The sequence below is a fragment of the Bacteroides sp. K03 genome (genome assembly GCF_019734355.1).
In the GTDB taxonomy this organism is placed as follows: domain Bacteria; phylum Bacteroidota; class Bacteroidia; order Bacteroidales; family Bacteroidaceae; genus Bacteroides; species Bacteroides nordii.
The window spans coordinates 15632-29512 of the sequence record NZ_JAASHC010000042.1 but is presented as its reverse complement, the minus strand read 5'-3'; the positions used below and the strand labels follow the sequence as shown (position 1 = coordinate 29512).

Sequence of the window (13881 nt, the reverse complement as noted above, 5' to 3'; positions counted from 1 at the left end):
CTTTGTTGCAGTTGGTTTGTTAATTGTCAATTGTCCACTGCCAATTGTCAATTAAGAAAATGAAGCATATCATTATATTAGGTGACGGCATGGCCGACTGGCCTGTAAAGTCATTGGGAGACAAGACGCTCCTGCAATATGCGAAAACGCCTTATATGGATAAGCTCGCCCGCATGGGGCGTAATGGACGGCTGATGACCGTAGCGGATGGTTTTCATCCCGGTAGTGAAGTAGCCAATATGTCGGTATTGGGATATGATCTTCCGAAGGTATATGAAGGACGCGGTCCGCTCGAGGCAGCAAGTATCGGTGTGGAACTTCAACCGGGAGAGATGGCGATGCGTTGCAATATCATCTGTATTGAAGGAGATAATATAAAAAATCATTCTGCCGGACATATTTCTACTGAAGAAGCCGATGTGCTGATTCAATATCTGCAGGAACATTTAAGCAATGATCGCGTACGTTTCCATACCGGTGTTCAATATCGTCATCTGTTGGTCATCAAAGACGGAAATAAACAGCTGGATTGTACGCCGCCTCATGACGTACCTTTAAAGCCTTTTCGCCCTTTGATGGTGAAACCGTTAGTGCCGGAAGCCCGGGAGACAGCAGATCTTATTAATGAACTGATCTTAAAGTCGCAGGAACTGCTGAAGAATCATCCGCTGAATCTGAAACGTATGGCCGAAGGCAAAGATCCTGCCAATAGTATCTGGCCCTGGAGCCCGGGATACCGTCCGCAAATGGATGCCTTTTCCGATACTTTCCCTCAGGTGAAAAGAGGAGCTGTTATTTCGGCGGTCGATCTGATAAATGGGATCGGATACTATGCCGGACTTCGCCGTATTGCGGTGGAAGGAGCAACCGGACTTTATAATACGAATTATGAAAACAAAGTGGCAGCTGCACTGGAAGCATTGAAGACGGATGACTTCGTCTATCTCCATATCGAAGCCAGTGATGAGGCGGGGCATGAAGGAGATATTCCGTTGAAGCTTCTTACAATTGAAAACCTGGATAGCCGTGCTGTTGGCCCTATCTATGAAGCTGTGAAGGATTGGGACGAACCGGTAGCCATTGCTGTATTGCCCGATCATCCTACCCCTTGCGAACTTCGTACCCATACCAACGAACCTATTCCGTTTCTTATCTGGTATCCGGGTATTACACCGGACGAAGTGCAGACCTATGACGAAGTGGCCGCTTGTGACGGGGTGTATGGGCTGATGAAGGCAGATGAATTTATTAACGAATTTATGGCACTACCCGTGAAGAGTTGACAATTGACAGTTGACAATTGACAGTTGATAGTGGGCTTGCGCAATGGCACTGACGCTGCACAGCACTAATCACTTATCACTCATCACTAACTCAGTATAAACTAAATTTAAAATACCACTTATGAAATATTACAGCACTAACCGTCAGGCTCCTGTTGCTACTCTTGAAGAAGCTGTAGTGAAGGGCTTGGCTGCCGATAAAGGGCTCTTTATGCCCGAAATGATTAAACCACTGCCTCAGGAGTTTTATGACACCATTGATACGCTTACTTTTCAGGAGATAGCCTATCGCGTAGCCGATGCTTTCTTTGGAGAAGACGTTCCGGCAGATACGTTGAAACAGATTGTCTATGATACATTGAACTTTGATGTGCCGTTGGTACATGTGAAAGATAATATCTATTCACTCGAATTGTTCCACGGTCCTACGCTTGCCTTTAAAGATGTAGGTGGCCGCTTCATGGCACGTTTGCTGGGTTACTTTATCCGTAAAGAGGGCAAAAAGCAGGTGAATGTACTTGTAGCTACTTCCGGTGATACCGGTAGTGCGGTTGCCAATGGCTTCCTCGGAGTAGACGGTATTCATGTCTATGTGCTTTATCCCAAAGGGAAAGTCAGTGAAATACAGGAAAAGCAGTTCACTACCTTAGGACAGAATATTACCGCTCTCGAAGTGGATGGTACTTTTGATGATTGCCAGGCGCTTGTGAAGTCTGCCTTTATGGATAAGGAACTGAATGAACATATGCAACTGACTAGTGCCAACTCTATTAATGTGGCCCGCTTTCTGCCTCAGGCGTTCTATTATTTCTATGCCTATGCACAATTGAAGAAAGCTGGGAAAGCGGATAATGCCGTGATCTGTGTGCCCAGTGGTAACTTTGGTAATATCACAGCCGGACTCTTTGGCAAAAAGATGGGGTTACCCGTGAAACGCTTTATCGCTGCTAATAATAAGAATGATATTTTCTATCAGTATCTGCAAACGGGTAAGTATAATCCGCGTCCATCCGTTGCCACTATTGCAAATGCCATGGATGTGGGCGATCCGAGTAACTTTGCCCGTGTACTCGATCTTTATGGTGGTTCGCATGCTGCTATTTCGGCTGAGATAACCGGTACAACCTATACCGATGAACAAATCCGTGAAACGGTAAAGAAAACGTATGAAGATACTCATTACCTGCTTGATCCGCATGGAGCCTGTGGTTATCGTGCCCTTGAAGAGGGGTTGAAGCCCGGAGAAACCGGTGTGTTTCTTGAAACAGCACATCCGGCTAAGTTCCTGGATACAGTAGAAGGAATTGTTGGAGATAAAGTAGAGATTCCTGCTAAGCTGCAAGCCTTCATGAAAGGTGAGAAGAAGAGTTTGCCGATGACAAAGGAGTTTGTTGATTTCAAGAATTACCTGCTTGCTCTTTAAAAACAAAGATGCCGGATGCCTGAAAAGTACCTGAGTGAGACTCAAGGAAAGCCTTCAATAAAGTTATATTGTTTTACATTAGATACTCCCCCGGAGTCGCGTGCCTTGCTCGGCTCCGGGGAAGAGGGGGCTCGGCTCCGGGGAGGAATCCCTTCGGCACCGAGGAGAAAGCTGCTCGGCTCCGAGGAGAAAATTGCTCTATTTATATATTGATAGTCAGCATATTACAGGTTCTCTTTTTAGCACTTCGGATAGTACGCAGGAAGTAATATTACACAACAACCTGCAATCATCGCTCGTCTTACTTCCCCGTGCGGGAAGCACTCAGAAGTTTATAAATACAAGGTATTTTCCTGTTGCATGAATACAAAATTCATATTCTGTGGTTTCATTCAAGGTGCCTTGCCACCAATTACTGAAATCGCTTAGCGGATAGGCTAATCCTTCTCCCTGTAATCCCGTTGCTCCGAAGTTGAAAATAGAAACCTGTTGTCCCGGTTGTGAAGTGAATACCTGTGTGTTACAAGCGGGGATAAAGATACCATGATCTGTTATCATTTGCACCTGAAGCCCTTCCTGCATGTAGTCTATTAACAGGCTGATGTTACCCAATGTGTGATCTTCACGTTTGCCTGTAGCTCCTACAATGATGATCTGCCGTTTTCCTTGTGCCTGCAAAAAACGGATGGCTTTGGTCTGATCATTTGTTTCCTGATCGTTCACACGGTGGAAGATTCCGGCAAACCGTTCCCGATTTTCGGGAGAGAGCGAATCTCCGTCTCCGATAATAGCATCCGGACGAAAGCCCCGGCGAATATACTCGTTGGCAGCGCCGTCGCAGCAAACTACGTATGGAGCTTGTGATAATACATTCAGTGGATATGGATGTGAAGGATAATCACCATTACCGAGAATAACTGCTTCTGTTGTCATATTCATTTGTAAATAAGAGAGATGTAAAACGCATTCCGTACTTTTTTCTGCCGGAGTTATGGTTTAGGCATCATTTTTTTCCATTTAAGGAAGCCAAAGATAGCGATTATTGAATAAAGTCCGTAGAGTCCGGAAGTGAAATACAAATCTTTGTAGATATAGAGGCCGCAGCATACCACGTCTACCAGTATCCATGCCCACCACTGTTCTACATATTTACGGGCAAGCATCCACATACCGATGATACTCAGTGCAGTAGTAAATGAGTCGAGCCAGGGAACATTACTGTCGGTAAAGTTAATCAGTATCAGGGCGATACCTATGAAGGTGATAATGAATACAGCCATCAGAGCAGGAAGATACTTTAACGGAATGTGCGTGATGGGTAACTCTGCTTTTTCGTGCGCCTTATTGCCGTACTTCCATACCAGCCAGCCATAAACCGCTGCGAGAAGATAATAGATATTGATACCAAAATCGGCGTATAGTCCGGCTCTGTAATACACAAAAATATAGATGGCAGGCATTATGATACCTGCTATCCACAGATAAATACTTGCCCGGTATTCTAACCAAAGATAGAGCAACCCAATGAGGGTACCAATGATTTCAAGGTAGTTCATGGTTGTACTTGGTTTATTTAAAATCTAATTGCTATGTGCGCCAGTACATTGGTTCCTGCCATCGGATAAAAACGTGGGTCGTAGGAGAGAACAGCTTTTTGATTCTTATCTCCTCCTTCATAAACAGCGGCATTCTGCGAGTATCCGTTGGTTTCGTACTTCGTGTTAAAGAGGTTATAGATAGTGGCACCGACAGTGATTTGTTTCACAGAAGGCAGTTTGAAACTGTAAGCTAAACTAAGATGACTCACAAAAGATGGATCGAGTGAGTTCTCCTCTAAACCGAAATTGTCGAGATACTGACGGCTGACGTATTGTGATTGCAAGGATGCATCGAAACCTTTATAATTAAAATCGATCAGGCTGTTTCCCATAAACGAAGGAGAAAAAGAAATGGGAGTATTCCCCGCATAAATAGCTGTTTGGGTGTAAAGTTCATCCCAGTTGTCATCATAGTCACTCACATAACCGGTGTAATTCTTAATGCGGTTTTTACTCCATGTCCCGTTGATATCCCAGCGTAGCCAGTCGGTGATACGGGCGCCTAAAGAGAGCTCTACTCCCATGCGGTAACTGTCTTTGACATTTTCTGCCATTGCCTCGCCGATATCATTTACTTTTCCATTTAGTACCAGTTGGTCGGTATAGTCCATATAATACAGGTTCACTCCGGCAGTGAACCAACTGTTGCGGAAAGTATATCCTAATTCATAATCTAACATTTTTTCCGGATGGGGAAGTTTTTCGAATAGTCCGTCGGTATAGTTATTACGTGTAGGCTCTTTCTGGGCTACGGCAAAAGAAGCATAAGCGCTGTGGTATGGGTTGAATTGCCAGAATAAGCCGGCTTTAGGATTGAAGAAACTGAAGTGCTCGTTTACGTTCAGGCGTTGGAGATGTCCGGGTTCTGCAGTCCAATCCCATTTATCATTGTCTCCCGTTATCTTGTAATTGATGTAGCGATATTGCAGGTCAGCATAAGCATGCAATCCTCCGGCTATTTGATAATTGGCTTTGACATAGATGTTTCCGTCTGTCTTACTACCATTGTTGCGATAGTATTCATGATCCGGATTCAGCGCTTCAGTATAATTCTTTACCCAGATCACTTTGCCATAATGATCGTTGCTATAACGATTCAAGCCTCCACCCAGAGAGGCATTTAACTTCTCGTTTTTATAATCAACAGAAAATACGCCGCCGCCAAAGCCGCTGTCTACGAGCTTTTGGCGTACCAGATTGGTCTTCGTTTGCGCTTCTGTGTTTCCGGGGAGGTAGAATGGTTTTAGTCCGTACTCTTCCAGTGTCCGTCCGTTCTTATACTCCTGGTAATATCCGAAACCATCTGTGTAATGCAGGGCAATGTTCAGATTCCATTCGGAAGAAAACAGGTGATTGAATATTAACTGATAGTTCGTCTGATTATAATTATCCGTCTGGTCGTCATAAAATCCTATGGTGTTTCCTTTGTTCAGGTTGTCGTCTTTGATGGCTCCGTTGGGGTTATAGGTACGGTCAGTCTCCAATTGTTTCCGGCTGATACCGTCCCAGGCATGATAGGTTTTCTCTTTGCCGCCAAAAGTGATAAACTTCAGGGTCGTATTTTCACCGTAATATCCTCCTTGCAGGAAGTACGACTTCAAATCTGATGTGGCACGGTCGCGATATCCGTCACTCTGTATATTCGATACGCGTGCATCAAAGGCCCAATGATTGCCTATCAACCCGGAACCTACGCTAACCGTCTCCTTATGCGTATTGAATGATCCGTAAGAACCGGAAACCTCAGCGTATGCTTTGGAAGGAATGCCGGCAGTACGCAAATTGATACTTGCGCCAAATGCTCCGGCACCATTAGTCGATGTGCCTGCTCCGCGTTGGATTTGCATATCTTCGAGTGAAGAAGCCAGGTCGGGGGTATTCACCCAAAAGATGGAATGGCTCTCTGCATCGTTCATTGGAATGCCGTTGGCTGTAATATTGATACGCGTGGCGTCTGTACCGCGCACACGAATACTGGTATAGCCTACTCCGCTTCCGGCATCCGAGGTGGTAAGTACCGATGGGGTGGTCGTTAACAGAAAAGGCAGGTCAAGTCCGAAGTTCTGTTTTCGGATCTCCTTTTTAGAAATATTGCTGTATGCCACCGGAGTTTTAGAAGTGGCACGGGTGGATACTATCTGCACCTCTTGCAGGTTGACTACTCTCAAACTATCTTTGGCGCTTGTTTGTGCAAAGATGTTGATGCTGGCTGCCATTAGAAAGGCAACAGCTGATAGATTCTTTTTCATTGTGTAATTTATTCGTTCTCTACGCCGGCATTACCCGGTTCAGGTTCTATGGGTATGTTCTCAGCCCGTCATGTTAAGGCACCCCTGTATTGTGAAATCGTTGGCAAAATTAGCGCTTTCGGATGAGGAAAGCAAAAAAAACTTTTATATTTACTTAAAACAAAGTAACTTTGTAACTTGTTATGATTGAATTAACAGACTCAAATTATTTACTCAAAACAAAAAACTAATTATGCTATTATTACAAATTACTCAGGCTGTAACTGATTCTCTGCAGGTTGCCGCCGACAATCTGGACCAGGCTATTGCTAATGCTGAAGGTCTTGACAAAATATCTCTTATAACCCAACAACTTATAGACGCAGGTGTACGTGCCGGTGGAAGTATCCTGAAAGCGGTGCTTGTTTTTATCGTAGGACGCTTCCTTGTATCGATGCTGAACAAATTGGCTGCCCGGATGATGGACAAGCGGCATGTAGATGTGAGCATCAAGACATTTGTCAAGAGTCTTGTAAATATTTTGTTGACGATACTTTTGATTATTTCAGTCGTTGGTGCATTGGGTGTGGAGACTACCTCATTTGCAGCGTTACTGGCCTCTGCCGGTGTGGCTATTGGTATGGCATTATCCGGTAATCTTCAGAACTTTGCAGGGGGACTGGTGATTTTATTGTTTAAACCCTATAAGGTAGGTGACTGGATTGAGAGTCAGAACTTCTCGGGTACAGTAAGAGAAATACAGATATTCCATACCATTCTGACTACGGGAGATAATAAATTGGTTTACGTACCGAATGGTGCGTTGAGTAGTGGCGTAGTGACGAATTATAATACGCAGGAAACCCGTCGTGTGGAGTGGGTCGTTGGTGTGGATTATGGTGAAGATTATGATAAAGTAGACCGTGTGGTACGTGAAGTACTGGCTGCCGATAATCGTATACTGGATACTCCGGAGCCTTTTATAGCTCTTCATGCACTGGATGCAAGCAGTGTCAATATTGTGATCCGTGTATGGGTGAAAACCTCTGATTATTGGGGCGTTTACTTTGATATCAATAAGGCTATTTACAATACCTTCAATGAAAAGGGTATCAATTTTCCATTCCCGCAACTTACTGTACATCAGGGGAACTAAATAGATAGTGAACGATAAATCATGGACGGTGAACAACTGTGGATAACACAGTTTGTTCACCGTTTATTGTTTTATAACATGTGTGGGCGCACACAAAATGTAATATCTTGATTATAGGTGAATTGGAATTAATTATTATATTTGCAGCCTATCCGTCTTGCAGGCGGTCAAACTCTTATATAATAAATATGAAAAAATTACTTCTTTTAGTATGCATTGCTTGGACTGGGCAGTGCGTTTCAGTTGTTTCTGCACAGTCGTCCTCCAAATCAATCTATAAAAAAGGATGGATTGATTTTAATAAAAATGGTGTGAAAGATATCTTTGAAGACCCTTCGCAACCTGTTGAGAAGCGAGTAAAGGATTTACTTTCACAGATGACGATAGAAGAGAAAAGTTGTCAGCTTGCTACACTCTATGGCTTTGGGCGTGTTCTGAAAGACTCTTTGCCTACTCCTGCCTGGAAAGAAGCTATCTGGAAAGATGGTATTGCGAATATCGATGAACAACTCAACGGGGTAGGTAGAGGTGCCAAACGGGTACCCCATCTTATTGTTCCTTTTTCCAATCATGTAAAGGCTATCAATGAAACTCAGCGTTGGTTTATTGAAGAGACCCGTTTGGGCATTCCTGTTGATTTCTCTAATGAGGGTATTCATGGACTTAATCATACAAAAGCAACACCGCTTCCGGCTCCGATAGCGATTGGAAGTACCTGGAATACAGAACTGGTACGTGAAGCGGGAGAAATTGTGGGTAAAGAAGCTCGCGTATTAGGATATACCAATGTATATGCGCCTATTCTTGATGTGGTGCGTGATCCGAGATGGGGGCGTACACTGGAATGTTATGGAGAAGATCCTTATCTTATTGGCGAACTGGGTGTGCAAATGGTAGATGGCATTCAGTCACAGGGAGTGGCAGCTACTCTGAAGCACTTTGCTGTATACAGTAGTCCTAAAGGTGGCCGGGATGGAAACTGCCGGACCGATCCTCATGTTACTCCCCGTGAGTTGCACGAAATTTATCTGTATCCTTTTAAACATGTGATACAACAATCGCATCCGATGGGGGTGATGAGTAGTTATAATGATTGGAATGGAGAGCCGGTGACTTCAAGTTACTATTTCCTGACAAAGTTATTGCGTGAAGAATATGGCTTTGACGGATACGTGGTGAGCGATAGCCAGGCAGTGGAATTTGTGCATACCAAGCATCAGGTAGCCGAAGATTATGACGAAGCTGTACGACAGGTGTTGGAAGCGGGATTGAATGTGCGTACTCATTTTACACCTCCGGCTGATTTCATCTTGCCTATTCGTCGTTTGCTGGCAGAAAACAAGATATCAATGGCAACGATTGACAAGCGTGTAAGTGAAGTGTTGGCAGTGAAGTTTCGTCTGGGGTTGTTTGATGCTCCTTACCGGGATAATCCGAAAGAGGCGGATGAAGTGGCAGGTGCAGACAAGCATTCGGAATTTGTAAAGGAGATGCAACGTCAGTCTTTGGTCTTACTTAAAAACGATGGACAACTGTTACCATTAAATAAGAAAGAGATAAAGAAAGTATTGGTTACCGGGCCATTAGCAGATGAAGATAACTTTATGATTAGCCGCTATGGTCCGAATGGTTTGCCAACGATTACTGTACTTCAGGGTATCAAAGACTATTTAAAAGGAGATGTGGAAGTTGTTTACTCAAAGGGGTGTAATATCATAGATAAAGAATGGCCTGCCAGTGAAGTATTGCCGGCAGTACTTACAGCAGAGGAAGTGGCGGATATGGATAAGGCTGTTTCAGAGGCACAGTCTGCCGACGTGATCATTGCCGTGATGGGTGAAGACGAATACCGGGTAGGAGAGAGCCGCTCTCGTACCTCTCTTGAGTTACCTGGGCGCCAACGTGAACTTTTGCAAGCACTGCATGCCACAGGGAAACCGGTAGTACTGGTACTTATCAATGGTCAGCCACTTACTATCAATTGGGAAGATCAGAATTTGCCGGCTATTCTTGAGGCCTGGTTCCCGAGTTTCCAGGGTGGGAAGATTATTGCAGAAACGCTGTTTGGTGATTATAATCCGGGAGGTAAACTGACCGTTACTTTTCCAAAATCAGTAGGGCAGATTGAATTAAACTTCCCGTTTAAGAAAGGATCACATGGTACTCAACCTTCATCCGGCCCCAATGGTAGCGGAAGTACACGGGTACTGGGGGCTTTGTATCCTTTCGGTTATGGACTTAGCTATACAACTTTTGCTTATAGTAATCTTGAAGTGACAGCTCCTGCCAAAGGGACACAAGGTGAAGTACAGATCTCTTTTGACATTACCAACACAGGAAAATATGCAGGAGAGGAAGTGGCGCAGCTTTATGTACGTGATTTGGTTAGTAGTGTAGTGACTTATGATTCGCGTTTGCGTGGTTTCCAACGCGTTTTATTGCAACCCAATGAAACGAAACGTATGCATTTCACCCTGAAACCCGCAGATTTGGAACTACTTGATCGGAATATGGAATGGACAGTTGAATCGGGTACATTTGAAGTACGCGTGGGAGCCAGTTCGGAGGATATTCGTCTTAAAAAGAAGTTTACGCTCATCGAGTAATAAAAACGGATGGTATAGGATATGAAAAAACAGCGTCATGAAGATTATGGCAATCTTCATGACGCTGTTTTTTTATTGAGTGTATAAAGTTTTTTAAAGACTCTTTTTCTTTATATGTACTGATATTTTTTATTAAGTTAGCATACTCCAAATTCTTCTTCTATCTCTTCGGCTGTATCTGTGATACCCAGGAGATGGTTCATCTTTTTCCGTTTATCCAGGTCTGTAAAATAGGTTTCCACTACTTTGTACAAGTCGAAACAAGAAGTTGACCCTGCTGCCATGTCGAGAGATTCTACCATCTTTTCTACAGCCTGATGGATTTTTGCCTTATCAATCAGGTGCAGCTCGTTACTGTGAATTAGATATTTTTCCATAACCGCAATGTTTTTAATGTTTATATTGTTATAACATACCAGCAATGAAGAAAGTTCAGTTCATCGGGGGTAATGTATCACTGGGCAATTGGGTTGATTCATCGGTTTTATATGCGCGACTCTCACCGTTTATTGCGAGGAAAATCAGTGTTTAAACAAAGTTATTAACAGGGTAATCTCTTGATTATCCGAATCTTCTATCGGTTATTCATACTTTATGAACAATAGTAATGAGTAATGTTGTGAATAACCAGGATAAGCTGTTAATAAAGTTGTTTAAATGGCTGTTATTATACCTTCTTTCAAACGTTTGTTTTTTGTATATCTCAAATACCAGATGCATATCAGTAAGGATACAACTGTTGATATAGGTGGTGCAAATCCCATAATATATAATGAGGAACTGTCTATTTGACTGAACCAGTATGAGAGTGGGATGCGAAACAGGAAAGTGGCTATTAAACTATGAATCATAGGGAATATTGAGTTTCCTTGTCCGCTGAAATAAGAATTGATGCAGAACACGAAACTAACGATGACACAGTCGATACTATATCCCTTCAGATACTCAGCGGCCATTGCTACTACCATAGGGTCTTTGGTGAAAAATACCGTAAGTGTTTCTGGCAGGAATTGCGAATATAGGCAAACTGTTACTCCGAAGATAAGGGCGAACCCTATTCCGGAGAGAAGACATTGATTCATTCTCTGTACAAGTCCGGCTCCATAATTTTGTGCTGTCATCGTTGCTACTGCAGATGATATGGCCATTGGAGGTAACATCGCGAATACGATGATTTTTTCGACAACACCCAGAGATGCTGATGCGATAACCCCCATTTGGTTTACGATAACGGTAATTAATAGAAATGAGGTATTGATGAGGGCATCCTGCAATGCAATGGGAGCCCCCAATGTCAGAACTCTCTTCGATAAACTTCTGTTTAGCCGGATATCACGTCGTGTAAACTCAAAATGAAACCCTTTTCGGTAAAGGAACCAAAGTGCGGTGGCAAAACTGACTCCTTGTGCCGTTACGGTGGCAATGGCTGCTCCAGTAGCTCCAAGATGGAAATATCCGACTAATATAAAGTCGAGAACAATATTGATAACACACGCCAATGCTACGAAATAAAGTGGAGTTTTTGAATCGCCTAAACCACGTAGGATACCACATACAACGTTGTATCCCACAATAAACAGAATACCGGTTGAGCAGACCAGAATATAACTTTTTGTATCAGACATTGCTTCGGATGGAGTATGCATCCATTCGGCTATCTGACTGTGGTAAAGTGTCATTGTCAGGGTTAGTACAACCCCGATAATTGAGAACAACCACACGGATGATCCGATTGTGGAAGCTACCTGCCGGTTGTCTTTTGAGCCGGTCGCTATAGCGATCAGTACGGTAGTGCCTGTTGTAATGCCGAGGATAATTCCCGTAATGGTTTGCATTACCTGACTGCCGATAGCTACGGCTGCCACACTTGCCGAGTCGTCATATTGACCCACAACAAAAAGATCGGCCCCTCCATAGAGTGCCTGTAGTATATTCGCTATTAGAAAAGGTACTGCAAATTGTAATAGTACTTTAGGTACGCTGCCTTGTGTCAGATTTAACTCTTTCATCAAACGTTTTCTTTTTTATGTATAATTCTTTTGTACCAGACCATAATTTCTTCCCGGGTACGTATCCATCTGTTATGTGTCCACAACCAGTATGATGGAGCTTTATGTATGGATTGTTCTAGTTTGCTCATAAATAAGTCGGTTACTTCGTAGTCAGCATATTGCTGTATATCGTCTATCATACGACTAATTTTGCATCGGTAATATCCCCTTTTGATGCGCTCCATCTCTGCATAAAAGATGAGTGCGTCCACATGTTTTCCTATTTGTTCGGCACCGGTAACCACCGGGGTTTCCCACTGGAAGAAGTTACTCCAATGGTATTTCCCACTCCATAGTGGTGCCTGATCGGATACAAAAGCGATTATTGCTTTCCGGGAATTTTCTTTTAATTCAATGATTCGTTGGATAGTCTCTTTTATCGTGATACTTTTTCCACCGAATCGATTCCGCAGTTTAAAGAGTATTTTATCAAACACCTTGTTCTTCAAAGGATAATAGATATATCCGTTGACTATCTGTGAGTTTTGCTTATGTACTTTGGTTGCGAGCAGTGATAACCATTCCCAGTTACCATAATGGCTCATATAGAGAAAAGCAAAATTCTTGTTTTCATTTTTTAGTCCATTTAGCATTTCAGGGAGTCCTTCAAAAAGCATGCGTTTACTTATTTCTTTCTCTGAGATGGAGCATAGCTTGATAGTCTCAACAAACTGATCGCATAGAAAGGAATAGAATTCTTTTTCTATGGTAAGAATTTCATGCTTTTCCTTATGAGGAAAAGATATATGAAGGTTATTGCGAACGATTTTTCTCTTGTATTTAATAAGATGATAGAGTAGAACGTAAAGAATGTCGGATATCCGATATAAAACCCAGTAAGGAAGTATGGATATCGTATAGCAGATCAGATAGGTCGTTGAGTACAAGATATTCATAATTCTATATATTTAGATGGTTATACATAAAGTTGTGTGGAACAGAATACAGTGTTTTCATTACCACTGTTTGGATAAATACAAAACCTGGTTTCGCTAACTTTGTCTTTTTACTACTTACTATTTCCATATCTTTCAATATTTAATTTTCACTCTGGTTCGTTCTTTGATAAAGAAAGTGCCGGATAAAATGAATGATTTTTCTACCATTCATCTTATCCGGCACTATCGTTGTACATAATGCCCTCCGATGAGGAATTATATGTTTATTCTTGTTTTGCGGTGCAAAGTTGGGCATTGTTTCTGTGACAACCAAATTCCGAAGCACCTTTTTTAGTCTTTTTTAGTGATTACACTTCTACTACTATACTCTGTATCTTGTTTAATGTAGGATACGGAGTATAATAGCACTTGTAAACGACAGAGAAAATTCTCACTTAAACGTACTGCATTTCACCGGGTTTTAAAAGGTCTCTGTGACTGCCAATGAAAAGAAATCCAGAGAGCCACTTACAGAACCGTCTCTTAACCAGGCAATATTACTTCCACGGAATTCAGTGTCAGGTAATTCGGGAATCTCAGAAAGCATATCCTATTGAGTCATACATACTTTACGTAATATTCTGTCCGAGGTTACCGA

The 13881-nt window shown here is 42.7% G+C and carries 11 protein-coding genes and 1 riboswitch; of the genes, 4 read left to right on the top strand and 7 right to left on the bottom strand.

Going from position 1 to position 13881, the window contains the following annotated elements; genetic code table 11:
• Positions 1 to 59: 59 nt before the first annotated feature.
• Together HCG69_RS19460 and thrC are read left to right on the top strand one after the other, a co-directional pair.
• Positions 60 to 1283 (top strand): cofactor-independent phosphoglycerate mutase, encoded by a 1224-nt coding sequence (locus HCG69_RS19460; RefSeq protein WP_221651394.1) that lies wholly within the window; start codon positions 60 to 62, stop codon positions 1281 to 1283.
• A gap of 121 nt (positions 1284 to 1404) precedes the next feature.
• The gene (gene thrC / locus HCG69_RS19455; protein WP_025867970.1) at positions 1405 to 2706 is read left to right on the top strand and encodes a threonine synthase; all 1302 of its coding nucleotides are present in this window, start codon (positions 1405 to 1407) and stop codon (positions 2704 to 2706) included.
• A gap of 324 nt (positions 2707 to 3030) precedes the next feature.
• Here the strand turns inward: thrC and HCG69_RS19450 are convergent, their stop codons facing one another.
• From HCG69_RS19450 to HCG69_RS19440, 3 genes are all read right to left on the bottom strand, one after another.
• On the bottom strand, positions 3031 to 3639 hold the full coding sequence (locus HCG69_RS19450; RefSeq protein ID WP_007483877.1) for a thiamine diphosphokinase: 609 nt from the start codon (positions 3637 to 3639) through the stop codon (positions 3031 to 3033).
• Positions 3640 to 3695: 56 nt separating this feature from the next.
• Entirely contained in the window at positions 3696 to 4262 is a 567-nt protein-coding gene (gene pnuC / locus HCG69_RS19445; protein WP_195350822.1) for a nicotinamide riboside transporter PnuC, read from the bottom strand.
• Positions 4263 to 4279: 17 nt separating this feature from the next.
• Positions 4280 to 6553 carry a TonB-dependent receptor gene (locus tag HCG69_RS19440; RefSeq protein WP_221651393.1) on the bottom strand — a complete coding sequence of 758 codons (2274 nt, stop codon included), beginning with the start codon at positions 6551 to 6553 and terminating at the stop codon, positions 4280 to 4282.
• A riboswitch (TPP riboswitch) is annotated at positions 6551 to 6649 on the bottom strand. (Overlaps the previous gene by 3 nt.)
• Before the next feature lie 136 nt (positions 6650 to 6785).
• Between HCG69_RS19440 and HCG69_RS19435 the strand changes: the two genes are divergently transcribed.
• Together HCG69_RS19435 and HCG69_RS19430 are read left to right on the top strand one after the other, a co-directional pair.
• Positions 6786 to 7688, top strand: coding sequence for a mechanosensitive ion channel family protein (locus tag HCG69_RS19435; RefSeq protein ID WP_007483879.1), 903 nt, complete (start codon positions 6786 to 6788; stop codon positions 7686 to 7688).
• A gap of 188 nt (positions 7689 to 7876) precedes the next feature.
• Entirely contained in the window at positions 7877 to 10294 is a 2418-nt protein-coding gene (locus HCG69_RS19430) for a glycoside hydrolase family 3 N-terminal domain-containing protein (RefSeq protein WP_229105882.1), read from the top strand.
• 137 nt (positions 10295 to 10431) lie between these two features.
• On the opposite strand, the gene HCG69_RS19425 is transcribed toward HCG69_RS19430, so the two are convergent.
• The 4 genes from HCG69_RS19425 to HCG69_RS20790 form a co-directional block, all read right to left on the bottom strand.
• Positions 10432 to 10671, bottom strand: coding sequence for a hypothetical protein (locus tag HCG69_RS19425; RefSeq protein ID WP_002559183.1), 240 nt, complete (start codon positions 10669 to 10671; stop codon positions 10432 to 10434).
• Between the two features lie 276 nt (positions 10672 to 10947).
• A complete protein-coding gene (locus tag HCG69_RS19420) occupies positions 10948 to 12303 on the bottom strand; it encodes an MATE family efflux transporter (RefSeq protein ID WP_007483881.1) in 1356 nt (451 codons plus the stop codon).
• Complete coding sequence (locus HCG69_RS19415; protein ID WP_007483882.1) at positions 12303 to 13241, bottom strand: lysophospholipid acyltransferase family protein; 939 nt, start codon at positions 13239 to 13241, stop codon at positions 12303 to 12305. The genes HCG69_RS19420 and HCG69_RS19415 overlap by 1 nt, the downstream gene beginning before the upstream one ends.
• Positions 13242 to 13704: 463 nt before the next feature.
• Positions 13705 to 13830, bottom strand: a complete 126-nt coding sequence (locus HCG69_RS20790; RefSeq protein WP_255346502.1) for a hypothetical protein — start codon at positions 13828 to 13830, stop codon at positions 13705 to 13707.
• Positions 13831 to 13881 lie beyond the last annotated feature (51 nt).